This is a genomic window from Streptomyces sp. NRRL B-1347, assembly GCF_000720325.1.
Lineage (GTDB): Bacteria > Actinomycetota > Actinomycetes > Streptomycetales > Streptomycetaceae > Streptomyces.
The window spans coordinates 46859-72931 of record NZ_JOJM01000035.1 but is presented as its reverse complement, the minus strand read 5'-3'; the positions used below and the strand labels follow the sequence as shown (position 1 = coordinate 72931).

Here is a 26073-nt window from a genome sequence, read left to right as displayed (position 1 = left end):
CCAGCAGTGCGCCAGGTCGTACAGATTCGTTGTACGACCTGGCACCGGTAACCGGAGCCGGTGGGTGGGGAGTTGTCAGCACATGAGCAGTCCGAAGCGACGACGGTCAGGGCGGAACGCCTCTACACGGAAGTTGGTGGGGGCGCTGCTCGCCCTCCATCGAACGGCGGCCGGGTACACACAGCAGTCGCTGGCCGAGCACTTCGTCATCAGCGAGGACCACATCGCCTCCATCGAGCAGGGGCGGCGGTCGCTGAAGATGGATCTGGCGGTCCAGTTGGACGAACTGTTCCGCACCGGAGGGACGTTGGAGACCGCGGTGGCCAACATGCCCGATGTGGATCTACTCCCTCGGTTCGCCGAGGAGTACCTGGATCAGGAGCAGGAGGCCATCGTGATCGAGTGGTACGAGACCATGCTGGTGCCCGGCCTGCTCCAAACGAAGGCTTACGCGCGAGCGCTCTTCCGTGGCCGCATTCCGCCGTTCGACGAGAACAAGATCGAGGAACTGGTCACCCAGCGAATGGCGCGGCAGAACATCATCCGTCGCGAGCAGCCGCCGATCGTCAGCTTCGTACTACTGGAGGCAGTGCTGCGCAACCGCCTGGGCGGGGGCGGTGTTCAGGCCGAGCAGCTGCGCCATTTGCGCGAGTGCGCCGACCTGCCAGGCCTTTCCTTGCAGGTCCTGCCGTTGAACGACATGTCCAACCCTGCGTTCACAGGCCCATTCATCGTGTTGGAGACCCCCGAGCATCAGCGGCTCATTTACATGGAGACCCATCGTGGCAGCCACCTGATTGCCGATCCGGACTCGGTGGCGATCCTGGCCCACAAGTATGCGATGCTGCGCGCAGATGCCCTCAACGTCGGGGCACCAAGCGCCTGTTGGACCGGTTGCTAGGAGAGCTATGAGCGGCAGCATCTCGCTTGAGTGGTTCAAGTCCAGCTACAGCGACGAGGACGGTCAAGCCTGCCTCGAAGTCGCGCACTCCTGGCGGAAGTCCAGCTACAGCGGCAGCGAAGGCGGCGAATGCCTCGAAGTCACCGCCCAGCCCACCACCATCCACATCCGGGACTCCAAGGACCCGGAAAGAGGGCACCTCACCCTCACCCCCGCCACCTGGACCGCCTTCCTGGCCCTCCCCCTGAACCACCGCGCCTGACCGCGTGCGCTACTACCTCTACGTCTCCACAGCGAAGCTGGACATGCTCTACGAGCAGATCCCGCCCAAGCTGCTCCGGCGGCTCGCCGTCGAGGCGAAGGTCGACCTGAAGGTGCTCAGCGTCGCCGTGCAGTCGCCGCGTGCCGGCACGAGTACGTACGACCGCCTGGACATCGTCGAGACGTACCTGGAGCGGGAGTTCGACGTCAGCTGGATGTCGGAGCCCTCCGCCTGGTTCCGGGGCGACCTGGGGCTGCGGATCGCGGGGTACGGCGATCCGAACAGCCCCACGCTGATGACGGGCCGCGACGGCGACACGGTCGTCGCGCTGATCGGGTCCTCGCACCACCTGATCGGCTATCAAGTGGCCGCCGACATGGAGCGGGTCGGCTTCTCGGGGCTGCCGTCGATCTTCCGGCTGCTCCAGGAGATCCCGCCGGAGTGGGAGCGGCAGTTCGACGTGCGCTGGCGGGGCCGCATGCCGAGCCGGGAGAGCGTGACGCACGACGTGCTGCACTGCGCCGAGGCGCTGACGGTGCCGCCGGTGTACTGCGAGTTCCTGGCGCGGCGGCTGCTGACCGGCACCGCGACGGGAGCGGACGGGCGGGAGCTGACGGTCGTCGTCGGGACACCGCTGTACGTGGCGATGTCGGACCGGACGCCCGAGGACGGGGAGGTCTGAGTGGAGCGGTCGCCGACGATCCCCGAGCTGGTGCGCATGCGCATGGCGGGCGACGTCGCGGGGCTGTGCCGGGCCGCGCGGTCGGAGGACCACGACGTCGCCCTGCACGCCATGCAGCTGCTGGGCGGCTGCGAGGGCAGGCCGGAGGCCGTCGAGGCGCTGCTCGACTGTCTGCGGCGGCGCGACCAGCGCCACGGGATGCGGTGGCAGGCCGCCCAGGCGCTGGGGAGGCTGCGGGAGCGCCGCGCGGTGCCCGAATTGCTGCGGCTGCTGGCCGAGGGCGAGGACCGCGACGGGCGGGCGCAGCTGTACAAGCCCGCGTGTGACGCCCTGATCGCCATCGGCGGGCCGGAGGCCGTCCGTGGACTCGTCGGGCTGTGCGGCGAGTTGGCGGCCGGTCGCGGGCACTGGACGGTACGGGTACTGGACGCGCTGGCGCGGCTGCGCGCACCCGAGGCGGTGGGGCCGCTCCTGGTCGCGCTCTGGGAGTACCTGCCCGAGCGCGCGGAACGCGTGGTGCGGACGCTCGGCGCGATCGGTGACCCGCGCGCCGCGTCCGCCCTGCTCGTGCTCGCGCACTCCCCGGCCTCGGGCGTCCGGCTGCGCCGGGCCGCCGTCGCGGCGCTCCACGCGCTGCCCGAGGCCAACTGGCCGCCCGCACACCAGTGGCCGTCCGCCGCCCAGCTCCTCCAGGTCCCCCAGCGGGACCCGGACCCCGAGACGGCACGCCTGGCGACGGCCCTGCTCGCCCGGACCGAAGACGGCCGGGACCACCTGTGGGACACCCTGCGTGCGGCATCGGGCGCCCCGCCCCACGCCGTGGCCGCCGTCTGCGCGCACCTGGCGGAAGAGCCCGGCCGCTACGCCGTACCGGAGCCCGGAGAACGCCATGACCTGCTCCGGCACCACCTGCGCGACGCACCCGTGCCGAGCGTGCGCCGGGCCGCCGCGCGGGCCCTCTTCGCGTACGCGGGCGCCGCAGCGGGTGAGGCGCTCCTTGAGGCGCTGGGCGACGCGCCCCTCAGCGACTCCGTGGCGGACCTCGTGGCCCAGTCGCCCGATCCGCCGCTGCGCGAGCTCCTGGACCTCCTCACGGACGCGGACAGGGCCGTGGCCCAACGGCGCGGTGCGGCCAGGGCGTTGGGTGCCGTCGGCCACACGTCCGCCGTCCCCGCGCTCCTCGCCGTCCTCGCGGACGAGGAGACCCCGACGGACTTGCGTACGGACGCCGTGGACGCGCTCGGCGCCCTGCGGCACCCGGAGGCCGCGGCGCCCCTCGCGGCCCTGGCCCAGGACGAGGAGCGGCCCGGCACGCGGCGCGCCCGCGCCGTGCGCGCCCTCGGCCGGATCGGCGACCCTCAGACCCTGCCGGTGGTGCTCGCCTGCGCGGACTCGCCGCACGAGGCGGTGCGGGCGCGGGCGGTGGCGGCCCTCGGCGGGTTCCCGGTGGCGCGAGCCGCCCAGGCGCTCAAGGCTCTCGTCACGCCGGACGCCGACCCCGAACTGGCCCGCGCGGCCGTGCGGGCCCTCGGCCGGATCGGCGCCCCGGCCCTGCCCGTCCTCGTCGAACTCGCCGAACTCGCCGACGCCGTACCGGAGGACCTGGCCGCCGACCTCGTCGCGGCGCTCGCCGCCCGCCCCGAGGCCGAGGCGCTCACCGCCCTGGGACGGCTCGCCGCGTCGCCCTCGGCAGAGCGAGCCGCGGCCGACGCGCTCAGCGCGCGGGGCACGCCCGACTGCGCCGCTCCCCTGGCGTCGTTCCTCCACTCCGACGTCCACCCCTTCACCCGCGAGGCCGCCGTGCGCGGCCTGCTGAGGATCGGCACCGACGAGGCACACGAGCACGTCCTCGCGCACTGCATCGCGGCGACACACCTCTACGGCTGGCAGGTCGAAGCCCTGGACGTGATTGCCGAGGCCCGCGGAGTGCGGCGCGGCCCCTAGGGACCGCGCGAGGCTGTGATCAGCCGGGGGTCTTCCCTCTCCCGTCCCTGGGGTCGCCCGCCGGTCGCGCCCGGAACGCCCTTCGGTAGGCACCCGGTGTCGTACCGAGTGCCCGTACGAAGCGCCTGTGGAGGTTGGTGGCCGAGGAGAGGCCGACCCGGTGGGCGATCGCCTCCAGAGGGAGGTCGGAGGACTCCAGCAGCTCGCGGGCCGCGGTGATGCGCCGGGAGAGGAGCCACTGCCCCGGGGTCGAGCCCAGCTGCTCGGTGAAGCGGCGGGCGAGCGTGCGCCCGGAGACACCGATGTGTGCCGCCAGGTCCTCGACGGAGAGGGACTCGCCGAGGCGTCCCGTCACCCACTCAAGGAGCGGAGCGAGCGAGCCGTCGATCTGCGCGGCGTGCGGCGGCGCCGTGAACTGGAGCTGCCCGCCCTCGCGGTGGGGCGGCATGACCATGCTCCGGGCCACGTGGGCGGCGTACTCGGCGCCCTGGTCCGTACGCACCAGGTGCAGGCACAGGTCGATGCCCGCGCCGGAACCCGCGCTCGTGGCCACGTCGCCGTGGTCCACGTACAGCACGTCCGGATCGACCTGGACCGCCGGGAACCCGGCGGCCAGTTCCGCCGCCCGCGCCCAGTGCGTGGTGGCGCGCCGCCCGTCAAGGAGCCCCGCTCGCGCCAGAGGGAAGGCGCCGGAACAGATGCTGGCCACCCGCGCCCCCCGGTCGTGCGCGCGACGCAAGGCCGACACGATCGCGGCGGACGGCGGCTCCTCGGTGGGCAGCCACCCGGGGACCACCACGGTGTCCGCCCGGTCGACCTCCTCAAGCCCTGCGGCGACGGACATGTCGTACCCAGCGAGCGTCGGGACCCGCCCGGGATGCTCGGTGCACACGCTGAACGTGTAACGACGGGGGATTCCGGGGCGCTCGATGCCGAACACATCCGCCGCGCAGCCGAGTTCGAAGGTCGACTGGGGCGGGTGGACCAGGGCAACCACATGATGCATGGCAGGAAAGTACATCAGAATGTCATTTCTGACACTGGGCCGGGGCGCGGTGGCCGGACAGGCTGGCCCCATGACGACGAACTCCCCGCTGACCGGGCAGAACACCCCCGGCTACACCTGGTCCCACGTGCGCGACGCACCCGTCCGCGAGCTCTTCCCCGGCATCCGGCTTCGCCCGCTGTGGAAGGGGGAGAACGGCGCGAGCGCCCAGGTGGTGGAGCTGGATCCGGGCGCGTGCTGGCAGGGCGTGGACGTGCACGACCCGGGCCCCGAGGAGGTGTTCGTCGTGTCCGGCGTCTTCAACGACGGCGAGCACGACTACCCGGCGGGCTCATTCCTCCACGCCCCCGCAGGCTCGTCACACGTTCCGCAGACGGCGACAGGGTGCACCCTTTTCGTCTTCTACCCGGAGGGATGACGCGTCCGGCGACGCCGCGCACTCCGTCTGGCTCGACACGTCTCCGGCGGTCTGCCTAAGATCCACGCCAGCATCGCGTGCCGGTCACCGACCGGGTGAGGCATGGAGGTGCGGGAGATGCCCTCGGAGGCATTCCTTGTCGGTTCAGCTCAACCACACGATCGTCCACGCCCGGGACAACCGGGAGTCCGCCACCTTCTTCGCGGACCTGCTCGGACTTGAGATCACCAGCGAATGGGGCCCGTTCATCGCGGTCGCCCTGGAGAACGGCGTCACGCTCGACTTCGCCACCGTCCCCGCGGAGCACCTCACGCCGCAGCACTACGCGTTCCTGGTCTCGGACGCCGAGTTCGACGCGGCGTACGAGAAGATCACGGCCCGCGGCCTCGACCACTGGGCCGACCCCCACCAGAAGCACCCCGGCGAGATCAACCGCAACGACGGCGGCAAGGGCGTCTACTTCCTGGACCCGGCGGGCCACGCCATGGAACTGCTCACGGTCCCGTACGGCGGCTGGCCCCAGCGGTAGCACGGCGAAGGGGGTGCGCGGCCCGCGCACCCCCTTCCCGCTACCTCCCTTTGCGCTTGCGCGTGATTCCGTACGTGTAGAGCCCGAGCGAGGCCACGATCACGAGCAGGACGACCACCAGCCAGGTCGGCAGCGAGCCTCCTCCGCCCTTGGCGAGCGCTCCGGCGACATGCAGCCTCATCCGTGGCACCTTCCCTCTCCCGCTGACGGCGCTGTCCGAGTGCCCCCGAGTCTGCGGCCGAAGCCCATGTCCTGGACCGCGCGGGCGGCGGTGACGAAGTCCGCGGCCGGGACGCGGCCTCGACGCGGCCTCGGTGTCACCCGTCATCACTTCGAGTGACGGTACCGTCGTACATAAGAGCACGGCGCGTACCCGCGTCCACACTCGCACCCATGGGAGCAGTGATGACCACACAGGGGCAGCAGCGGGCCACCGAAGAGACCTGGATGTTCCCGCCTGCCGACGGCTGGACCTTCGACCAGGTCAAACACTTGGAGCTGCCCTTCGACTGGGAACTCGTGGACGGAGTGATCGTGGTACGCGGGCAGACCAAGTTCTGGCACAACTGGGCTCGGGACAGCATCGCGGACGCGCTCAAGACGGCTTGCCCGGAGCCGTACAAGGTCGTCCTTGAGCAGTGCGTCCTGCTCGACGGCCAGAACGTGGTGAAACCCGACGTCATCGTCTTCGACCCCAGGAATCTCGACCTCTTCGAGCTGGAGTGCGTACCGGTCGACAAGGTCTCCCTGGCCGTCGAGGTGGTCTCCCCCGGCTCCCGCCAGGACGACCGCATCCGCAAGCCCGCGCTCTTCGCCGAGGCCAAAGTCCCGTGCTACTGGCGCGTGGAGCTCGACCGGGACAGGCGCCTCGCCGTCCACGAGTACTGGCAGCACGCCGAGACCCGGACGTACATCCCCGCCCCCATGCACCCCGTGCACCACGACAAGCTGAGCACCGAGCTCCCCTTCCCGGTCGAGATCGACCTCGCGGCGCTGCTGGAATTCTGACTCCGTCACCGACCGCCGCGACGCGCCCGGTAGGCCCGCTGACGGCAGGCGTGCGAGCAGTACCTGCGGGGGCGGCCGCGGGAAGGACGCGGTACCGGCTCCCGGCAGCCGGGGCAGGGGTTTTCGTCACGCGGCGGGGCGGGAGGCGGGGTTTCGTCACACAACGGGCCGGCCGCGCGGGCCGCGGTGACGAGGTCGTCGGCCGGGACGCGGCCGCGCGGGGTGTGTGCGGTCAGTTCGGCGTCCAGGACCGGGCACTCCCCCGCGATGTCGTCGTCCGTGCAGCGCAGGGCGTGGCGGAGGTAGCCGCGGGCCGCCTCCAACTCGGCCATCTGCCGCTCCACTTGCGCGAGCTGGGCGTCGATGGCGCCCTGCCAGGCGGCGCGCGTGGCCTTCCCTGAGGTGACCACGGCGGCCTGGTCGAGGGGCATCCGCCCGACCACGCAGCACAGATAGGCGAGGCCGATGCGGCGCAGGTCCGTGGCGTCGTACAGCCGCTTGCCGCCCTCGCGGGCGGGCGGATTGAGCACGCCCCGGCTCTCCCACCACCGCACCGTGGACGGCGCGAGGCCGTACAGAGCCGCCGCTTCACCGATGGATACCGCACCTCGTCGCGCCATGAACCCAGTTGACATCAAGCCGACTTGAGCAGGCAAGGTCTTACTTAGGTTTACCTAAGTAGCCGTGTCCGCACGGCAGAAGGGTTCTGTCATGGCAGCAGGCAAGCACGTGGAGAACAGCGAGTACGCGGAGACCGTCGTCATCGGTGCCGGGCAGCAGGGGTGCGGAGTGGCCGGGGCCCTCCAGGAGCGGGGGCGCGACGCGCTCGTCCTGGAGCGGGCGGAGATCGGCCAGGCCTGGGCCCACGAACGCTGGGACAGCCTGCTGATCGGGAGCGGGAACCGATCGGTGCGCTTCCCCGGCTGGGAGTACGAGGGCGACGACCCCTACGGCTGCCCCTCGGGCCCCGAACTGGCCCGCCTCCTGCGCCGATACGTGACGGAACGGGGGCTCCGGGTGCGGCAGCACACGCCCGTGCGGCAGGTCGAGTGCCCGCCCGGTGCCTCCGCCCGTGACGACGTACGGTTCCGGACCCACCTGGCCACCGGCGGCGTCGTCGAATCCCGCAACCTCGTCGCGGCCGTCGGCGGCTACGCGGCCCCCCGCACCCCCACCCTGGCCGCCGACGTCGCACGGGCCGTCCACCAGCTCCACTCCCACGGCTACCGCAACCCCGCGTCCCTGCCGGACGGCGCCGTCCTCGTCGTCGGCGCGGGCATCAGCGGCCAGCAGATCGCGGACGAGCTGGCGGACGCCGGGCGGCGCACGTTCCTCGCGGTCGGGCGGCACCGCGCGTGGCCGCGCCGCTACCGCGGCCGGAGCATCCAGGAGTGGCTCGGCGCGCTCCCCTCCCTGTACGAGGAGTTCGGGGCCGTGGGCGGCGACGGCGGGCCCGTCCTGCCGGGCCTGCCGGTGACCGCCGTACGGGACAAGCGCGGCGACCTGAACCTCGGCACCCTGGCCGCGAAGGGCGTCACCCTGGTCGGCTCCGTCCGCGCGGCGGACGGCCACGAGCTGCACCTGAAGGACAACGTGGTCGCCGTCGCCGAGGAGTCCGCCCGCTCGTTCCGGCGGGCCGTCGACATCATCGACACCCGCGTCCGCCGGCAGGGGTTCGCGGTGCCCCAGGAGCGGCCCGCGCCCGAGGTCCCCCTGGCGCACGTGGCCGACTTCGGCGAGCGCCTCGACCTGGCGCGCCACGGCATCACGACGATCGTCTGGTGCACCGGCTTCGGCCCCGACTACCGCATCCTGCCGAACCACGTCCTCGACGAGCACGGCGCGCCGGTCCGGGAGAAGGGCCTCCTCGGGGCGCTGCCCGGCCTGTACTACGCCGGGCTCCCGGACGGGAACTCGATCGCCCCGGTGGGCATCGAGGCGAACGTGGAGAACGGCCGGTCCATCGCCCGCCTGATCCACGTCGACCACGTGCTGCGCTCCGGCGCACCGGCGGCCCTCCTCGCCGCGTAGCGGAACGGGCGAAGGGCCGTACCCCCCGGATCGGCGCCCGGGGGGTACGGCCCTCTACTGCCTGCCGTGACCGCTTACTTGCGGATCAGGCTGCGCAGCACGTACTGCATGATGCCGCCGTTGCGGTAGTAGTCCGCCTCACCGGGGGTGTCGATGCGGACGACCGCGTCGAACTCGACACCGGTGTCGGTGGTGACCTTGACCGTGCTCGGCGTGGTGCCCTCGTTCAGCTCGGTGACACCGGTGATGGAGAAGGTCTCCTCACCGGTCAGGCCGAGCGAGTCGGCCGACTGGCCGGCCGGGAACTGGAGCGGAAGGACGCCCATGCCGATGAGGTTCGAGCGGTGGATGCGCTCGTACGACTCGGTGATGACGGCCTTGACGCCGAGGAGCGCGGTGCCCTTGGCGGCCCAGTCGCGGGACGAGCCCGAGCCGTACTCCTTGCCGCCCAGGATGACCAGCGGGGTGCCGGCGGCCTGGTAGTTCTGCGAGGCGTCGTAGATGAACGACACCGGCGCGTCGGCCTGGGTGAAGTCGCGGGTGAAGCCGCCCTCGGTGCCCGGCGCGATCTGGTTGCGCAGGCGGATGTTGGCGAACGTACCGCGGATCATGACCTCGTGGTTGCCGCGGCGCGAGCCGTAGCTGTTGAAGTCGCGGCGGGAGACGCCGTGCTCCGTGAGGTACTGACCGGCCGGGGTGTCGGCCTTGATGGCGCCGGCCGGGGAGATGTGGTCGGTGGTGACCGAGTCGCCCAGCTTCGCCAGGACGCGCGCGCCCGAGATGTCGGAGACCGGGGTGGTCTCCATCGTCATGCCCTCGAAGTACGGGGGCTTGCGGACGTAGGTGGACTCGCTGTCCCACTCGAAGGTGTTGCCGGTCGGGATCGGCAGCGCCTGCCACTGGGCGTCGCCCGCGAAGACGTCCTGGTAGGACTTGTTGAACATGTCCTCGCCGATGGCGTTCGCCACGACGTCGTTGACCTCGGCCTCGGTCGGCCACAGGTCCTTGAGGTAGACCGGCTTGCCGTCCTGGTCGGTGCCGAGGACGTCCTCGGTGATGTTGACCTTCATCGAACCGGCGATGGCGTACGCGACGACCAGCGGCGGGGACGCCAGGTAGTTCATCTTGACGTCGGGGTTGATGCGGCCCTCGAAGTTCCGGTTGCCCGAGAGGACCGACGTGACCGCGAGGTCGTGGTCGTTGACGGCCTTCGAGACCTCCTCGGGCAGCGGGCCCGAGTTGCCGATGCAGGTGGTGCAGCCGTAGCCGACCAGGTTGAAGCCGACCTTGTCCAGGTACGGCGTCAGGCCCGCCTTGTCGAAGTAGTCGGTGACGACCTTCGAGCCCGGGGCGAGGGTGGTCTTGACCCACGGCTTGCGGGTCAGGCCCTTCTCGACGGCCTTCTTCGCGACGAGCGCGGCGGCGACCATCACGTACGGGTTCGACGTGTTGGTGCAGGAGGTGATCGCGGCGACGGTGACGGCGCCGTGGTCGATCTCGTACGTCGAGCCGTCGGGGGCGGTCACGGTGACCGGGTTCGACGGGACGCCGTTGCTGGCGGCCGGGGCGTCGGAGGCCGGGAAGGACTCCTTGCCCGCCTCGTCGGCGGTGTCGACGTAGTTCAGGACGTCGGTCTTGAACTGCTCGGCGGCGTTCGCGAGGACGATGCGGTCCTGCGGGCGCTTCGGTCCTGCGATCGACGGGACGACCGTGGAGAGGTCCAGCTCGAGCTTCTCGGAGAAGTCCGGCTCGGCGGCCGGGTCCAGCCACAGGCCCTGCTCCTTGGCGTACGCCTCGACGAGCGCGACCTGCTGCTCGGAGCGGCCGGTGAGCTTGAGGTAGTTCAGGGTCTCACCGTCGATCGGGAAGATCGCGGCGGTGGAGCCGAACTCCGGCGACATGTTGCCGATGGTGGCGCGGTTGGCCAGGGAGGTGGCGGCGACGCCCTCGCCGTAGAACTCGACGAACTTGCCGACGACGCCGTGCTTGCGCAGCATCTCGGTGATCGTGAGCACCAGGTCGGTGGCGGTGGTGCCCGGCTTCAGCTCGCCGGTCAGCTTGAAGCCGACGACGCGCGGGATCAGCATGGAGACCGGCTGGCCCAGCATCGCTGCCTCGGCCTCGATGCCGCCGACGCCCCAGCCCAGGACGCCCAGGCCGTTGACCATCGTGGTGTGCGAGTCGGTGCCGACGAGGGTGTCGGGGTAGGCCTGGCCGTTGCGGACCATGACCGTGCGCGCCAGGTGCTCGATGTTGACCTGGTGCACGATGCCGGTGCCCGGCGGGACGACCTTGAAGTCGTCGAACGCGGTCTGGCCCCAGCGCAGGAACTGGTAGCGCTCCTTGTTGCGGCCGTACTCCAGCTCCACGTTCTGCGAGAACGCGTCGTTGGTGCCGAACTTGTCGGCGATGACGGAGTGGTCGATGACCAGCTCGACCGGGGAGAGCGGGTTGACCTTCGCCGGGTCGCCGCCAAGGGCCTTCACGGCCTCACGCATCGTGGCGAGGTCCACGACACAGGGGACACCGGTGAAGTCCTGCATGATCACGCGGGCCGGCGTGAACTGGATCTCCTGGCTGGGCTGGGCCTGCGAGTCCCAGCCGCCGAGGGCACGGATGTGGTCGGCGGTGATGTTGGCGCCGTCCTCCGTGCGGAGCAGGTTCTCCAGCAGGACCTTGAGGCTGTACGGCAGGCGGGCCGAGCCCTCCACCTTGTCCAGCCGGAAGATCTCGTACGACTCGTCGCCCACCTGCAGCGTGCTGCGGGCGTCGAAGCTGTTCGCCGACACGACAGTCTCCTTCATATATGTGCGCGTTCCACCGCATCCTGCCGTCACGCCTCTTGGCCAATCCGCTAAGGTAAGGCTAAGTTAGGTAACCCTTACCGCCGGACTGGCGATGCGTACGGCTGCGGTGCGCCTCGGCAGATATCTCGATGTCGAGATAACTCTAATACATCAACCGCGTATGTGCTGGCGTGGGCGCCTTGAACCGCGTATCGCGCTGCGCGCTCGCCCTCAAACGCCGGACGGGCTTGACTGCCCAGGCGCGTGCACCCCCGGACCCACCGACGGTCGACGCTGCGCCAAGCTGCGCGCTCGCTCTCGAACGTCGGACGGGTCCGATCGCCCCCGCACGCCCAGGCGTGTGCGCCCCCGGGCTCGCCGACGGGCGGCGCTGCGCCAAGTGGCCGAGTTCCCTGCCGTGGGCGTGCAACACATCCACCGTCCGGGCACAGTGACACAGGGCGCTCACCTGCGGGCCCAAGGTCCGCGCGGGGGCGGGCGCCTGACGGATCGGAATCGGTCACTCCTCCAATGGCCTACCCCAGCGCGTACCTCATCTCATATCTGAGATAGCCTCTGGCGCATGGCAGACGACTACCTCGTACGCATCGGCAAGCTCATTCGTGACGCCCGGCAGCACCGTGGCTGGACACAGTCGCAGCTGGCCGAGGCGCTCAACACCAGCCAGAGCGCCGTGAACCGCATCGAGCGCGGCAACCAGAACATCAGCCTTGAGATGATCGCCCGCATCGGCGAGGCGCTGGACAGTGAAATCGTCTCGCTCGGGTACTCGGGTCCGATGCACCTGCGGGTCGTCGGCGGCCGTCGTCTCTCCGGCTCCATCGACGTCAAGACCAGCAAGAACGCCTGCGTGGCCCTGCTGTGCGGCTCCCTGCTCAACAAGGGCCGCACGGTGCTGCGCCGCGTCGCCCGCATCGAGGAGGTCTACCGCCTCCTGGAGGTCCTCAACTCCATCGGCGTGCGCACCCGTTGGATCAACGACGGCGTCGACCTGGAGATCGTGCCGCCCGCCAAGCTCGACATGGACGCCATCGACGCGGACGCCGCCCGCCGCACCCGCTCGATCATCATGTTCCTCGGCCCGCTCCTGCACCGCATGGACCGCTTCCGGCTGCCGTACGCGGGCGGCTGCGACCTCGGCACCCGCACGATCGAGCCACACATGATCGCGCTGCGCCGCTTCGGCCTGGACATCGCCGCGACCGAGGGGCTGTACCACGCGGACGTCGCCCGGGACGTCACGCCCGACCGCCCGATCGTCCTGACCGAGCGCGGCGACACGGTGACGGAGAACGCGCTGCTCGCCGCCGCCCGCTCCGCCGGCACCACCGTCATCCGCAACGCCTCCTCCAACTACATGGTCCAGGACCTGTGCTTCTTCCTGGAGGCGCTCGGCGTCAAGGTCGAGGGCATCGGCACCACGACCCTGACCGTGCACGGCGTGCCGGACATCGACGTGGACGTCGACTACTCCCCCTCCGAGGACCCGGTCGAGGCGATGAGCCTGCTCGCCGCCGCCGTGGTCACCGAGTCGGAGCTGACCATCCGCCGGGTGCCGATCGAGTTCATGGAGATCGAGCTCGCCGTCCTGGAGGAGATGGGCCTCGACCACGACCGCTCCGCGGAGTACGCGGCGGACAACGGCCGCACCCGCCTGGTGGACGTGACGGTGCGCCCCTCCAAGCTGGAGGCGCCCATCGACAAGATCCACCCCATGCCGTTCCCCGGCCTGAACATCGACAACGTCCCGTTCTTCGCGGTCATCGCGGCCTCGGCGCAGGGCAAGACCCTCATCCACGACTGGGTCTACGACAACCGCGCGATCTACCTCACGGACCTGAACCGGCTCGGCGGCCGCCTCCAGCTGCTCGACCCGCACCGGGTGCTCGTCGAGGGCCCCACTCGCTGGCGCGCCGCCGAGATGATGTGCCCGCCCGCGCTGCGCCCGGCCGTGGTCGTGCTGCTCGCGATGATGGCGGCCGAAGGCACGTCGGTCCTCCGCAACGTGTACGTGATCAACCGCGGCTACGAGGACCTGGCGGAGCGCCTCAACTCCGTCGGGGCGCAGATCGAGACGTTCCGGGACATCTAAGGGCGTCCTCTTCTCCTGGTCGCACATCTGTGTGGAATCGGCGCGGGCCGTGGTGTGAGGGTGTCCCCCATGACTCCTCGCACCGCGGCCCGCGCCGTCTCCGTACTCGCCGCCCTCGCCCTGGTCGCGGGGTGCGGCGGGGCCGACGGCTCCGGGTCCGACGGCTCCCGCGACGGCCGCGGCGAGCGGTCCGGGCCGTCCCGGGCGCCGGACGTCGTACCGACCGAGAGCCGCGCGCCCGCCCCCGGCCGGGGCTCCGGCGGCCCGGACGACATCAACGGCGACGGGCATCCCGACCTGCTGATGCAGGTGCCGGTGGCCTGGCCCGCGAGCCGCGGCGGGGTGCCGCAGATCGCCGTCGTCTTCGGCTCCCCGCGCGGGCTCGACCCGACGACGCGGACCCTGTACACCACCGAGGAGCTCGGCGTGCCCGACCCCAGCCCGGTCGGGAACACCCCGCCGTACCCGGGGACGACCGCCGACCTGGACGACGACGGCTTCGCGGACTTCGTCACCCGCACCGGCGAGGAGACGTCCGGCGGGAACCGCGTGGTCGAGTACGTCAACTGGGGCGGGCCGCAGGGGCCGCGGCGCGGCGCGGCGCCGACCCGGCTCCGCCTTCCCGCGCCGGACGCGGCGACCGGCTTCGACGACGTCGTCCGGGGCGACTTCGACGGCGACGGGCGACACGACCTGGCGGGCCTGCAGTCCGCCGACACGGGGCTGCGGTCCGACAAGTCGGCCGTGGTGCTGCTGTTCGGCCCGTTCTCGCGCACGGGCGTGGCCGCGCGCACCGAGCGGCGGATCCTGCCGCAGCCGCCGTACGCGTCGTACGGCGGCATCCGGGCCGACGACATCGCCCCTTCCGGCAAGCCCCGCACCACCGGCCTTTTCCTGCACTACGGCAACGACGGCGAGCAGTCGGCGGGCCGGTACTTCGCGGCGCGGCCCGGCGGCGGCCTCGCCGCCACCGGGCGTCCGGTGCGCGAGGGCAACGGCCATGTGTTCGGCGACTTCGACGGCGACGGCACCCGTGACCTCGCCGTCGGCGACGACGGCGGCCGCAACGACGAGCCGGGCTCCGAGGCCGAGGCGGCCGACGTCTCCGGGAGCTACGCCGTCTACCCGGGCGGCGGCGGTCCCGTCCGCACGTACCGGCCCGGCGCGGACGTGGGCGGCTCGTACACGGCCGTCGACCCCGACGGCGACGGCCGGGACGCGCTGCTGTTCGACGGCCGCGAGGGCCCGGTCCTCTACGAGGGGGACCGGCGGGTCGCTCGCCTGGTCCGCAGGCCGCCGGCGCGGGTGGACGGCAAGCGCATCGCCGCGGGGAGCGGGGCGCGGCGGGTGCACTTCGCCGCCGACTTCGACGGGGACGGCAAGGACGAGGTGGTGCTGTCCTGGCAGTCGCCGAAGCTGTCCGCGGTCTACGGCGAGGTGCCGACGCACTGGTGGATCACGCGCGGCGTGGGCCCGCGGGACGCGGTGGCCTTCTCTTCGCGCAAGTTCGCCCCGCCGCGCTAGGGCTGCCCTCGCGGGTGCGCCCCTGACCCGCCCCTTCCCGATTCCTGGGGGCTCCGCCCCCAGACCCCCGCTCCTCAAACGCCGGAGAGGCTGAAAGATCCAGCCCGTCCGGCGTTTGAGGGCGAGGCGCGGAGCGCCGATGAACGGGGGCGCGAGGCCGGAGCCCCCGGAGCGGGGACGGGCGGGTCTGGGGCGTCGCACGCGCGTCAGGGCAGCACCGCGAAGCCGTCCAGTTCCACCAGGCACTCCTCGTCCCAGAGGCGGACCGTGCCGATGACTGCCATGGCGGGGTAGTCGCGGCCCGCCAACCGCTTCCAGACGGCGCCCAGTTCGCGGGCGTGCGCGCGGTAGTCGGCGACGTCCGTGGCGTAGACGGTGACGCGGGCGAGGTCCGCGGGGGTGCCGCCCGCCGCGCGCAGGGCGGTGAGCAGATTGCCGAGGGCCTGCTCGAACTGCTCGGGCAGCGTGCCCCCGGTGACCTTGCCCTCGGCGTCCAGGGCCGTCTGCCCGGCGAGGAAGACGACGCGGCTGCCGCTCGCCACGACGGCGTGGCTGAAGCCGGTGGCCGGGGACAGCTCCGCGGGGTTGAGGCGGTCGAGGCTCATGCGGTCTCCTTCGGGGCGGGGGCGGAGCCGGTCACAGGCGCGGTCGCGGAGCCGGTCACAGGCGCGGTCGCGGGGGCTGTCGCGTACAACTGCTTGGCGATGACGGCCCGCTGGACCTCGCTCGCGCCCTCGTAGATGCGCGGGGCCCGCACCTCGCGGTAGAGGTGTTCGAGCAGGTGCCCGTGCTGGAGGGCGCGGGCGCCGTGCAGCTGGACGGCCGTGTCGACGACGTACTGCGCGGTCTCCGTGGCGAAGAGCTTCGCCATCGCCGCGCGGCCCGCGATGCCCGGCTCCTCGCGGTCGTGCGCCGCGGCGGCCGCGTACACCAGGAGGCGGGCCGCCTCCGTGCGCGTGGCCATCTCCGCGACCTGGTGGGACACCGCCTGGAGGTCCTTCAGCTTGGCGCCGAACGCGTCCCGCTGCGCGGTGTGCGCGAGGGTCGCGTCGAGCGCGGCCTGGGCCATGCCGACCGCGAAGGCGCCGACGCTCGGGCGGAAGCGGTTGAGGGTCGTCATGGCGACGCCGAAGCCGCGGTCGACCTCGCCGAGCAGGTCGTCCGCGGTGACCCGGACGCCGTCGAAGGCGAGGGTGCCGATGGGGTGCGGGGAGAGCATCGCGAGCGGGGCGCCGGTCAGACCCGGGCGGTCGGCGGGCACCAGGAAGGCGGTCACGCCGCGGGCTCCGGCGTCCGGTGTCGTCCGGGCGAACACGGTGTAGAAGTCGGCCTCGGGCGCGTTCGAGATCCAGGACTTCTCGCCCGTCAGGCGCCAGGTGCCCGGCTCGCCCGGCTCGGGCTCGGCGCGCAGCGCGAGGGCCGCGGCGTCGGAGCCCGCGCCCGGCTCGGAGAGGGCGAAGGCGGCGACGGCGCGGCCCTCGCGCGCGGCGGGCAGCCAGCGCTCGCGCAGCACCGCCGGGCCGTAGGCGTGCACGGGGTAGGCGCCCAGGCCCTGGAGGGCGTACGCGGTCTCGGCCTCCGTGCAGCCGCGGGCGAGGGACTCCCTGGTCAGGCAGAGGTCGAGGGCGCCGTCGGTGAAAAGGCCCGCCAGCAGGCCGAGTTCGCCGACGGCCTCGACGAGCGGGCGGTTCACGCGCCCCGGCTCGCCCTTCTCGGCCAGGGGGCGCAGGCGGGTCTCGGCGAGGTCCCGCAGCCGGTCTCGCCGGGCGGCCTGGTCCGGGGTGAGCGAAAATTGCGGGAACGCCGATGAAACCGGCAAAGGTGATGAGTCCGGCGAAGCGTGCACGGCCGATGGGTCGGTCATCTCGGGCCTCTCCCCTGGCGCGGGGCGCGTACCGCACCCCGGAGTCTTATCGCGCAGTGTTGACTGCCGTCACCAACACGATACGCTCGTTGGGCGAGCCCATCACTACGCCCGACGGCAAAGGTGGCGAGGCGCCATGGAGACCACAGGGGCAATGTACGGCGACAGCGGCGCCGCGCCCACCGGCCACGTCGACACCTTCGCGCGCGAGCACCTCCCGCCGCGCGACCAGTGGCCCGCGCTGGTGCGCGACCGGCCCGAGCTGCACTACCCCGACCGGCTCAACTGCGGCGCCGAGCTGCTCGACGCGTCGGCCCTGCGGCACGGCCCCGACCGGCCCGCCTTCCTCGCCGCCGACGGCACGACGTGGACGTACGGCGAGCTCCAGGTCCTGGTGGACCGGATCGCGCACGTCCTGACCGCCGAGCTCGGCGTGGTGCCCGGAAACCGCGTGCTGCTGCGCGGCGCCACCTCGCCCTGGCTCGCCGCCTGCTGGCTCGCCGTGATGAAGGCGGGCGCGGTCGCGGTGACCGTCCTCGCCCAGCAGCGCGCGCAGGAGCTGGCCACGATGAGCGAGATCGCCCAGGTCTCGCACGCGCTGTGCGACGCCCGCGCGGTCGACGACCTGATCAAGGCCGGAGTGCCGGGGCTCCGCGTGACGACGTACGGCGGCGAGGGCCCCGACGACCTCCGGGCCCGGGTGGCGGCCCGCCCGCCGGAGCCGTACGAGGCGGTGGACACGGCGGCCGACGACGTGGCGCTCATCGCCTTCACGTCCGGCACCACGGGGCGACCCAAGGGCTGCATGCACTTCCACCGGGACGTGCTCGCGATAGCCGACACCTTCGCGCGCCACGTCCTCAAGGCACGCGCCGACGACGTGTTCGCGGGCAGTCCCCCGCTCGGCTTCACCTTCGGCCTGGGCGGCCTCGTCATCTTCCCGCTGCGCGTGGGCGCGTCCGCCGTGCTGCTCGAACAGGCCGGCCCGAAGCAGCTGTTGCCCGCGATCGCCGCGCACCGGGTGAGCGTGCTGTTCACCGCGCCGACGGCGTACCGCGCGATGCTCGACGCGCTCGACGCGCCCTCCGGGGACGCCCCCCACGACGTGTCGTCGCTGCGCCGCTGCGTCTCCGCGGGCGAGAACCTGCCCGCGGCGACCTGGCAGGCCTGGCACGAGCGCACCGGCCTGCGCATCATCAACGGCATCGGCGCGACGGAGCTGCTCCACATCTTCATCTCCGCCGCCGACGAGGCGATCCGCCCCGGCACCACGGGCCTGCCCGTGCCCGGGTGGCACGCGCGCGTGGTCGACGCGTCCGGCGCGCCCGTGCCCGACGGCGAGCCGGGGCTGCTCGCGGTGCGCGGCCCGGTCGGCTGCCGCTACCTCGCCGATCCCCGCCAGCACGACTACGTGCGGCACGGCTGGAACGTCACCGGCGACACCTACGTCCGCGACGCCGACGGCTACTTCCGCTACGTGGCGCGCGCGGACGACATGATCATCTCGGCCGGGTACAACATCGCGGGCCCCGAGGTCGAGGAGGCCCTCCTGCGCCACCCGGACGTGGTGGAGACCGCCGTCGTGGGCCGCCCCGACGAGCGACGCGGACAGATCGCCGTCGCCTACGTCGTGCTGCGCGAGGGCGCGAGCCCCGACGCCGAGCGCCTGCGCGAGTTCGTCAAGGCGGAACTGGTGCCGTACAAGTGCCCGCGCGAGGTGGAGTTCCTGGACGCCCTCCCGAGGACGGCGACGGGCAAGCTGCAACGCTTCCGCCTGCGGGAACCGGGGGCGGCGCCCGGCGCGGAAGATCCACTCGCGGAACCGGGGCCCGCGTCCGGGGCCTAGAGTGATCACGTGTCCGAGCAACACGCCCCCAGGTCCCTGATCGTCACGTTCTACGGCGCGTACGGCCGGGCCGCGCCCGGCCCCGTCGCGGTCGCCGAACTCGTCCGCCTCCTCGCGCCGGTGGGCGTCGACGCGCCCTCCGTCCGCTCGTCGGTGTCCCGCCTCAAACGGCGCGGGCTCCTCGTGCCCGCGCGCACGTCCGGCGGGGCCGCGGGGTACGAACTGTCGGCGGAGGCGCGGCAGCTCCTCGACGACGGCGACCGGCGCATCTACCCGGCCGCGGGCGGGCGCCACGGCGGCGGCTGGGTGCTCGCCGTGTTCTCCGTCCCGGAGGCGGAGCGCAACAAGCGCCACGTGCTCCGCTCCCGCCTCGCGGGCCTGGGCTTCGGCACGGCTGCGCCCGGCGTCTGGATCGCCCCCGCCCGCCTCCACGACGAGACCCGGCACACCCTGGAGCGCCTCGGACTCACGGCGTACGTCGACCTCTTCCGGGGCGAGCACCTGGGCTTCACCCCCACCGCTGAGGCGGTGTCGCGCTGGTGGGACCTGTCCGCCATCGCCAAACAGCACGAGGCCTTCCTGGACCGCCACGCCCCGGTCCTGCGCGCCTGGCACGCCCGCACCGACACGCCCCCGCACCAGGCGTACCGCGACTACCTCCTGGCCCTGGACACCTGGCGCCACCTCCCGTACGTCGACCCGGGCCTGCCCCCGGACCTCCTCCCCTCCAACTGGCCGGGAACCCGCTCGGCAGAGGTCTTCCAGGGCCTCCACGACCGCCTCCACGGAGCGGGCTCGGAGTTCGTGCTCAGAGGCTGAGCCGCGGTTTCGGGGCGTCTGTCCGGCCTGTTTGGGGGCGGCGGCTGCCGGCTTGGTAGGGGTGGGGCCAGGGGGCAGCGGGGCCCTGGTAGTTCTGTTCGGCGGCCGCGTGGAGGGTCCAGTGCGGGTCGTAGAGGTGCGGGCGGGCCAGGGCGCAGAGGTCGGTGCGGCCCGCGAGGAGCAGGGAGTTGACGTCGTCCCAGGACGAGATGGCTCCGACCGCGATCACGGGGACGCCGGTCTCGTTGCGGATGCGGTCCGCGTACGGGGTCTGGTACGAGCGGCCGTACGCGGGGGCGTCGTCGGAGACCACCTGGCCCGTGGAGACGTCGATCGCGGCGGCGCCGTGGGCCGCGAAGGCCCGGGCCATGGCCACGGCGTCGTCGGCCGTCGTGCCGCCGTCGGCCCAGTCCGTGGCGGAGAGGCGGACCGTCATCGGCCGGTCCGCGGGCCACGCGTCGCGCACCGCGTCGAAGACCTCGAGGGGGAAGCGGAGCCGGGCCTCAAGGGAGCCGCCGTACGCGTCCGTGCGGCGGTTGGTGAGCGGGGACAGGAAGCCGGAGAGCAAGTAGCCGTGCGCGCAGTGGAGTTCCAGGAGGTCGAAGCCGGCGCGCGCCGCGCGCCGGGCGGCGGCGACGAACCCCTCGCGCAGGGCAGGGAGTTCGTCGGCCCGCAGGGCGTGCGGCAGCTGGCTGCCTGAGGTGTACCGCAGCGCGGACGGGGCCACCAGCGGCCAGTTGCCGTCCTCCAGGGGCTCGTCGATGCCCTCCCACATTAGCTTGGTGGATCCCTTGCGGCCCGAGTGGCCCAGCTGGACGCCGAAGGCCGTGCCGGGCGACTGGTCGTGCACGAAGTCCGCGACGCGCGCCCAGGCGTCGGCCTGCTCGTCGGTGTAGAGCCCGGCGCAGCCGGGGGTGATGCGGCCCCGCTCGCTCACGCACACCATCTCGGTCATGACCAGGCCCGCCCCGCCGAGCGCCCGCGCGCCCAGGTGGACCAGGTGGAAGTCGCCGGGGACGCCGTCCCGGGCGGAGTACATGTCCATCGGGGAGACCACGACGCGGTTGCGCAGGGTGAGGCCGCCGAGCGTGAAGGGGGTGAACATGGGCGGGGTGCCCTCGGGGCAGCCGAAGTCCCGCTCCACCGCCGTCGTGAAGCCCTCGTCGCGAAGGCGCAGGTTGTCGTGCGTGACGCGGCGGCTGCGGGTGAGCAGGTTGAACGCGAACTGCCGCGGCGGCTGGCCGAGGTAGAGGGGAAGCTCCTCGAACCACTGGAGGCTGGCCTGCGCGGCGCGCTGCGTGGACGCCACGACGGGGCGGCGCTCGGCCTCGTACGCGGCGAGCGCCCGCGGGACGTCCGGCTGCTCCTGGAGGCAGGCCGCGAGGGCGAGCGCGTCCTCGACGGCCAGCTTGGTGCCGGAGCCGATGGAGAAGTGCGCGGTGTGCGCCGCGTCGCCGAGCAGCACCGTGTTGCCGTGCGACCAGCGGTCGTTGACGACCGTGCGGAAGGTCAGCCAGGACGAGTTGTTGGAGCGCAGGCCGCGGCCGCGCAGGGCCTCGGCGAAGACCTTGGCGCAGCGGTCGACCGTCTCCCCCACCTCGGCGTCCGCGAAGCCCGCCGCCCGCCAGACCTCCTCGCGCATCTCGATGATCACGGTGGACGCGTCCGCCGCGAACGGATAGCCGTGCAGCTGCATCACGCCGTGCTCGGTCTCGGCGATCTCGAAGCGGAACGCGTCGAAGGCGAAGTCGGCGGCGAGCCAGATGTAGCGGCAGCGGTGGCTGGTGACGGTGGGGCGGAAGACGTCCGCGTGCGCCTCGCGGGTCAGGCTGTGCACCCCGTCCGCGGCGACCACCAGGTCGTACGCCGTCGCCAGTTCGGCGGCCGGCGGGGCCTCGGTGCGAAAGCGCAGCTCCACGCCCAGGTCGCGGCAGCGCTCGTGCAGCACGGCGAGCAGCGCCCGGCGGCCGAGCGCGGCGAAGCCGTGGCCGCCGGAGGTGTGCCGGGTGTCGCGGTGCACGATGTCGATGTCGTCCCAGCGCACGAAGCGCTCCCGCAGCGCCGCGTACACCACCGGGTCGGCGTGCTCGATGCCGCCGAGCGTCTCGTCGGAGAGGACCACGCCGAAGCCGAAGGTGTCGTCCGGGGCGTTCTTCTCCCAGACCGTGATCTCGCGCGCCGGGTCGAGCCGCTTGAGCAGGGCGGCGGCGTACAGGCCGCCGGGGCCGCCGCCGATGACGGCGACGCGGTGCACGGCGGGGGCCGCAGGGACCGCCGCGGCCTCGGCGGGCACGTCGCTCACGGTCACCGCCCCCGCCACTTCGGGGCCCGCTTGGCGGTGAAGGCCGCGTGGAACTCGGCGTAGTCCTCGCCGTTCATGAGGAGCGCCTGGGTCGCCGCGTCCAGCTCCACGGAGGCCGCGAGCGGCATGTCGAGCTCCGCGGTGAGCAGGGCCTTCGTCTGCGCGTACGCGAGGGCCGGTCCCTCGGCCAGGCGGCGGGCGAGGGCGGCGGCGGCCTCGTCGGCCCTGCCCTCGTCGGTCAGCTCGCTGAGCAGCCCGATCCGCTCGGCCTCGGGGGCGCGCACCGGTTCGCCGAGCATCAGCAGGCGGGTGGCGTGCCCGAGCCCGACCACGCGCGGCAGCAGATACGCGGCGCCCATGTCGCCGCCGGACAGGCCGACCCGGGTGAACAGGAAGGCGAACCGCGCCGACGGGTCCGCGACCCGGAAGTCCGCGGCGAGCGCGAGCACCGCGCCCGCGCCCGCGGCCACCCCGTGCACGGCGGCGACCACCGGGAAGGGGCACTCGCGCAGGGCCCGCACGACCTGGCCCGTCATGCGGTTGAAGTCGAGCAGCTGGGCGGTGTCCATGGCGAGCGTGGCGCCGATGATCTCGTCCACGTCGCCGCCCGAGCAGAAGCCGCGGCCCTCGCCCGCGAGCACGAGGGCGCGCACGGACCGGGTGCGGGACAGCTCGGCGAGCAGGTCACGCAGGTCGGCGTACGCGCCGAAGGTGAGCGCGTTGAGCTTGTCGGGGCGGGCGAGCGTGACGGTGGCGACGCCCTCGTCGACGGTCAGGCGCAGATGCTCCCACTCGGGGGTGCGGGCTGCGGAGCCGGTGAAGGGACTCATGTCGTGCGGCCTCCTCGGCGGAGTGCGACGGGGGGGGTTCCCTCTTCGAAGTTATCACCGTTCCATGACTGTCGTCACGAGTGCGCGATATCGGCCCTGCGGGGCGGCCCCGGAGAGGGGTGCCGGTGGTCCCGGAACGGCCCGACTAAGGGCCCTGTCGCCCTTCGGCTTAGGATTCGTACGGTTGAAAGCAGGACCGCACCGGACCACCTGCTCGCCGAACGGACCCGCCCTTGCCCGAACCGCACTCCCCCGCCAGCTGGCGCATCGCGCTGCCGCACACGGTGGCCGCCGTGCCGATCGCGCGCGCCCTGGTCCGTACGGCGCTCATCGACATCGGCTCCACGGCGGACACGGACACGGCCGAGCTGCTCACGGCGGAGCTGGTGGCCAACGCGGTGGAGCACGCGCCGGGGCACGCGCCGATAGAGCTGCTCATCGAGCTGCTGCCCACGCAGTGCCAGGTGGAGGTGCGGGACTCCAACCCCACGCCACCCGGGGACCTCACCGCCCCCGTTCCCGGCTGCGAGCCGGACCCCTGGCAGGAGCACGGCCGGGGTCTGCTCCTGATCCGCACCCTCAGCTCGTCCTGCGGCCACCGGCCGACCGCGTCGGGCAAGGCGGTGTGGTTCACCTTGACGGCCGGACCCTAGCGGGGCTCCCCAATCCCGCCCCTTCCCGCTCCGGGGGCTCCGCCCCCGTACCCCCGGTCCTCAAACGCCGGACGGGCTGAAACCCTCACCCGCCAGCGTCGCCACGAGTACGGCCTTGATGGTGTGGAGGCGGTTCTCCGCCTCGTCGAAGACGATCGAGTGGGGGGACTCGAAGACCTCGTCGCTGACTTCGAGCCAGCTCAGGCCGTGGCGTTCGCACAGGGCGCGGCCCAGGGTCGTGTCCAGGTCGTGGAAGGCCGGGAGGCAGTGCAGGAAGCGCACGTCCGCGTTGCCGGTGGCGCGCAGGACGTCCATGGTCACGGCGTACGGCGCGAGGGACCGGATGCGCTCGTCCCAGACCTCCGCGGGCTCGCCCATGGACAGCCAGACGTCGGTGCCGACGAAGTCCGCGCCCGCGACGCCCTCGGCGACCTCCTCGGTGAGCGTGATCCGGGCACCGCTGCTCTCGGCGAGCCGCCGCGCCCGGGCGACGACGTGCTCGGCGGGCCAGTACGCCTCGGGCGCCACGATCCGTACGTCCATGCCGAGCAGGGCGCCAGTGACCAGGTAGGAGTTGCCCATGTTGAAGCGGGCGTCGCCGAGGTAGGCGAACGCGATCCGCTCCAGGGGCTCGGCGCAGTGCTCGGTCATCGTGAGGACGTCGGCGAGCATCTGCGTGGGGTGCCAGTCGTCGGTCAGGCCGTTGTAGACGGGCACGCCCGCGTGGGCCGCGAGGGTCTCCGCCGTCTCCTGGGCGTCGCCCCGGTACTGGATCGCGTCGAACATCCGGCCGAGCACGCGGGCGGTGTCCTTCGCGGACTCCTTCTGCCCGATGTGCGAGGCCGAGGGGTCCATGTACGTGGTGGCCGCGCCTTGGTCGGCGGCGGCCACCTCGAAGGCGCAGCGGGTGCGCGTGGAGGCCTTCTCGAAGACCAGGGCGATGTTCTTGCCGCTCAGCCGCCGCTCCTCGCGGCCCTCCCGCTTGGCGGCCTTCAACTCCGCGGCCAGGGCGAGCAGACCTCGGAACTCCTCGGCGGTGAAGTCCACCTCCTTGAGGAAGTGGCGGCCGGTGAGGTCAAGGCTGGTCGAGCCGTTCGCCATGGGGCGCTCCTGGGGTGCGAATGCGTGATACTGGAAGTCTATACGACCATCCACAAATGTATGCACCCCCCTGGGGGTCGCCCCGCCGACACCCGGCCCGACCCCCCGCTCAGCTCCCCACGGGGTCGCGCTCCACCGGGCAGCTCATGCAGCGCGGCCCGCCCCGGCCCCGGCCCAGCTCGCTGCCCGGGATCTCGATCACTTCGATGCCCTGCTTGCGCAGATAGGTGTTGGTCGTCGCGTTCCGCTCGTAGGCGACGACGACGCCCGGCTCGACCGCGAGGACGTTGCAGCCGTCGTCCCACTGCTCGCGCTCGGCCGCGTGCACGTCCTGCGTGGCGGTCAGGACCCGGATGCGGTCCAGGCCGAGGGCCGCGGCGATCGCCCGGTGCATGTGCTCCGGCGGGTGGTCGGTGACCTTCAGCTCGCGCTCGTCGACGCCCGGCTCGATGGTGTACGAGCGCAGCATGCCGAGGCCCGCGTACTGCGTGAACGTATCTCCGTCGACCATCGTCATGACCGTGTCCAGGTGCATGAAGGCCCGGCGCTTGGGCATGTCGAGCGCCACGATCGTCCGCGCGGACCCGGCGGCGAACAGCTTGTGCGCGAGCATCTCCACGGCCTGCGGCTTGGTGCGCTCGCTCATGCCGATGAGCACGGCGCCGTTGCCGATCACCAGGACGTCGCCGCCCTCGATGGTGGAGGGGTAGTCGGCCTGGCCCTGCGACCAGACGTTGCCGACCTGGCCGTGGAAGAGCGGGTGGTGCTGGTAGATCGCCTCGAAGTGGACGGTCTCGCGCTGCCGCGCGGGCCAGCGCATCGCGTTGATCGACACACCGTCGTAGATCCACGCGGAGGTGTCGCGCGTGAACAGGTGGTTGGGCAGCGGGCCGAGCAGGAAGTCGTCCAGGTCCATGCAGTGGAAGCGCACGGACGTGGGCTCCGGGTGCCGCGTCAGGTACTCCCGCTTCGTCATGCCGCCGACCAGGGCCTCCGCGAGCTCGCCGGACGGCAGCGACTCGAACGCGGCGCGCAGGTGGTCGGTGGCGAGCGGGCCGTACTCCTTCTCGTCGAAGACGCGGTCCAGGACGAGCTGCCGGGCCGCGGGCACGTTCAGCACCTCGGTGAGCAGGTCACCGAAGAGATGGACCGTCACCCCCCGGTCCCGCAGCACGTCGGCGAAGCCGTCGTGCTCCTGTCTCGCCCGCCGCACCCACAGGACGTCGTCGAAGAGCAACGACTCCTTGTTGGTGGGGGTGAGGCGTTTCAGCTCCAGGTCCGGGCGGTGCAGGATGACGCGGCGCAGCCGCCCGGCCTCGGAGTCGACGTGGAATCCCATGTCCCCATCCTCACCTCTCGGCGGCCGGGACACGCGTCGAAGGCGTCGAGAACACGTCACAACGCGCCGCGTTGCCGGTGTCCCGCCGGGCAGGACGCCCGACGGGACACCGGCG

23 protein-coding genes are annotated in these 26073 nt (G+C 72.5%); 13 read left to right on the top strand and 10 right to left on the bottom strand.

Translation table 11 applies throughout. From position 1 onward, the window contains the following. Window positions 1–136: 136 nt before the first annotated feature. Genes IG74_RS46290 through IG74_RS0126865 form a run of 4 tightly spaced genes read left to right on the top strand, consistent with a single transcriptional unit; the run spans window position 137 to window position 3789 of the window. Complete coding sequence (locus IG74_RS46290; protein ID WP_324607516.1) at window positions 137–901, top strand: helix-turn-helix transcriptional regulator; 765 nt, start codon at window positions 137–139, stop codon at window positions 899–901. A 7-nt stretch (window positions 902–908) separates the two neighbouring features. Further along, window positions 909–1163, top strand: coding sequence for a DUF397 domain-containing protein (locus IG74_RS0126875; protein ID WP_030682537.1), 255 nt, complete (start codon window positions 909–911; stop codon window positions 1161–1163). Between the two features lie 4 nt (window positions 1164–1167). Then, window positions 1168–1845, top strand: a complete 678-nt coding sequence (locus IG74_RS0126870; RefSeq protein WP_030682534.1) for a DUF7019 family protein — start codon at window positions 1168–1170, stop codon at window positions 1843–1845. Continuing rightward, window positions 1846–3789, top strand: a complete 1944-nt coding sequence (locus tag IG74_RS0126865; RefSeq protein WP_051855462.1) for a HEAT repeat domain-containing protein — start codon at window positions 1846–1848, stop codon at window positions 3787–3789. Window positions 3790–3808: 19 nt separating this feature from the next. Here IG74_RS0126865 and IG74_RS0126860 read toward each other — a convergent pair whose 3' ends face one another. Then, window positions 3809–4795 carry a GlxA family transcriptional regulator gene (locus tag IG74_RS0126860; RefSeq protein WP_051855474.1) on the bottom strand — a complete coding sequence of 329 codons (987 nt, stop codon included), beginning with the start codon at window positions 4793–4795 and terminating at the stop codon, window positions 3809–3811. Between the two features lie 70 nt (window positions 4796–4865). On the opposite strand from IG74_RS0126860, the gene IG74_RS0126855 reads away from it, so the two are divergent. Next, window positions 4866–5213: a cupin domain-containing protein gene (locus tag IG74_RS0126855; RefSeq protein ID WP_051855459.1), complete on the top strand. Its 348-nt coding sequence runs from the start codon at window positions 4866–4868 to the stop codon at window positions 5211–5213. A gap of 136 nt (window positions 5214–5349) precedes the next feature. Continuing rightward, window positions 5350–5742, top strand: a complete 393-nt coding sequence (locus tag IG74_RS0126850; RefSeq protein ID WP_030682525.1) for a VOC family protein — start codon at window positions 5350–5352, stop codon at window positions 5740–5742. A 40-nt stretch (window positions 5743–5782) separates the two neighbouring features. On the opposite strand, the gene IG74_RS52215 is transcribed toward IG74_RS0126850, so the two are convergent. Next, window positions 5783–5923 carry a hypothetical protein gene (locus IG74_RS52215; protein ID WP_158857770.1) on the bottom strand — a complete coding sequence of 47 codons (141 nt, stop codon included), beginning with the start codon at window positions 5921–5923 and terminating at the stop codon, window positions 5783–5785. Window positions 5924–6135: 212 nt separating this feature from the next. Between IG74_RS52215 and IG74_RS0126840 the strand changes: the two genes are divergently transcribed. Further along, window positions 6136–6750 carry a Uma2 family endonuclease gene (locus tag IG74_RS0126840; RefSeq protein ID WP_030682523.1) on the top strand — a complete coding sequence of 205 codons (615 nt, stop codon included), beginning with the start codon at window positions 6136–6138 and terminating at the stop codon, window positions 6748–6750. Between the two features lie 5 nt (window positions 6751–6755). Here the strand turns inward: IG74_RS0126840 and IG74_RS0126835 are convergent, their stop codons facing one another. Continuing rightward, window positions 6756–7370 carry a MerR family transcriptional regulator gene (locus IG74_RS0126835; protein ID WP_030682521.1) on the bottom strand — a complete coding sequence of 205 codons (615 nt, stop codon included), beginning with the start codon at window positions 7368–7370 and terminating at the stop codon, window positions 6756–6758. 91 nt (window positions 7371–7461) lie between these two features. On the opposite strand from IG74_RS0126835, the gene IG74_RS0126830 reads away from it, so the two are divergent. Beyond that, complete coding sequence (locus tag IG74_RS0126830; protein WP_030682519.1) at window positions 7462–8781, top strand: flavin-containing monooxygenase; 1320 nt, start codon at window positions 7462–7464, stop codon at window positions 8779–8781. A gap of 74 nt (window positions 8782–8855) precedes the next feature. Here IG74_RS0126830 and acnA read toward each other — a convergent pair whose 3' ends face one another. Beyond that, on the bottom strand, window positions 8856–11570 hold the full coding sequence (gene acnA / locus IG74_RS0126825; RefSeq protein ID WP_030682517.1) for an aconitate hydratase AcnA: 2715 nt from the start codon (window positions 11568–11570) through the stop codon (window positions 8856–8858). A 580-nt stretch (window positions 11571–12150) separates the two neighbouring features. Here acnA and IG74_RS0126820 point away from each other — a divergent pair. Both IG74_RS0126820 and IG74_RS0126815 read left to right on the top strand, forming a co-directional pair. Further along, a complete protein-coding gene (locus IG74_RS0126820; protein ID WP_030682514.1) occupies window positions 12151–13680 on the top strand; it encodes a helix-turn-helix domain-containing protein in 1530 nt (509 codons plus the stop codon). A 69-nt stretch (window positions 13681–13749) separates the two neighbouring features. Further along, on the top strand, window positions 13750–15204 hold the full coding sequence (locus IG74_RS0126815; protein WP_030682512.1) for a hypothetical protein: 1455 nt from the start codon (window positions 13750–13752) through the stop codon (window positions 15202–15204). A 206-nt stretch (window positions 15205–15410) separates the two neighbouring features. Here IG74_RS0126815 and IG74_RS0126810 read toward each other — a convergent pair whose 3' ends face one another. Together IG74_RS0126810 and IG74_RS0126805 are read right to left on the bottom strand one after the other, a co-directional pair. Next, window positions 15411–15809 carry a RidA family protein gene (locus IG74_RS0126810; protein ID WP_030682510.1) on the bottom strand — a complete coding sequence of 133 codons (399 nt, stop codon included), beginning with the start codon at window positions 15807–15809 and terminating at the stop codon, window positions 15411–15413. Then, window positions 15806–17023, bottom strand: coding sequence for an acyl-CoA dehydrogenase family protein (locus IG74_RS0126805; RefSeq protein WP_234334467.1), 1218 nt, complete (start codon window positions 17021–17023; stop codon window positions 15806–15808). The genes IG74_RS0126810 and IG74_RS0126805 overlap by 4 nt, the downstream gene beginning before the upstream one ends. A gap of 181 nt (window positions 17024–17204) precedes the next feature. On the opposite strand from IG74_RS0126805, the gene IG74_RS0126800 reads away from it, so the two are divergent. Beyond that, complete coding sequence (locus IG74_RS0126800; RefSeq protein ID WP_199818889.1) at window positions 17205–18914, top strand: AMP-binding protein; 1710 nt, start codon at window positions 17205–17207, stop codon at window positions 18912–18914. A gap of 9 nt (window positions 18915–18923) precedes the next feature. Beyond that, window positions 18924–19733, top strand: coding sequence for a PaaX family transcriptional regulator C-terminal domain-containing protein (locus IG74_RS0126795; protein ID WP_030682502.1), 810 nt, complete (start codon window positions 18924–18926; stop codon window positions 19731–19733). On the opposite strand, the gene IG74_RS0126790 is transcribed toward IG74_RS0126795, so the two are convergent. Together IG74_RS0126790 and IG74_RS0126785 are read right to left on the bottom strand one after the other, a co-directional pair. Beyond that, a complete protein-coding gene (locus IG74_RS0126790) occupies window positions 19723–22035 on the bottom strand; it encodes a bifunctional salicylyl-CoA 5-hydroxylase/oxidoreductase (protein ID WP_234334466.1) in 2313 nt (770 codons plus the stop codon). The two genes, IG74_RS0126795 and IG74_RS0126790, sit on opposite strands and share 11 nt — an antisense overlap. 2 nt (window positions 22036–22037) lie before the next feature. Next, a complete protein-coding gene (locus IG74_RS0126785) occupies window positions 22038–22865 on the bottom strand; it encodes an enoyl-CoA hydratase family protein (protein ID WP_030682496.1) in 828 nt (275 codons plus the stop codon). Between the two features lie 233 nt (window positions 22866–23098). Between IG74_RS0126785 and IG74_RS0126780 the strand changes: the two genes are divergently transcribed. Further along, entirely contained in the window at window positions 23099–23518 is a 420-nt protein-coding gene (locus IG74_RS0126780) for an ATP-binding protein (protein WP_030682494.1), read from the top strand. Window positions 23519–23578: 60 nt separating this feature from the next. Here the strand turns inward: IG74_RS0126780 and argF are convergent, their stop codons facing one another. Together argF and IG74_RS0126770 are read right to left on the bottom strand one after the other, a co-directional pair. Continuing rightward, window positions 23579–24619: an ornithine carbamoyltransferase gene (gene argF / locus IG74_RS0126775; RefSeq protein WP_030682491.1), complete on the bottom strand. Its 1041-nt coding sequence runs from the start codon at window positions 24617–24619 to the stop codon at window positions 23579–23581. Between the two features lie 109 nt (window positions 24620–24728). After that, window positions 24729–25958, bottom strand: coding sequence for an arginine deiminase (locus IG74_RS0126770; protein WP_030682490.1), 1230 nt, complete (start codon window positions 25956–25958; stop codon window positions 24729–24731). Window positions 25959–26073: the final 115 nt, after the last annotated feature.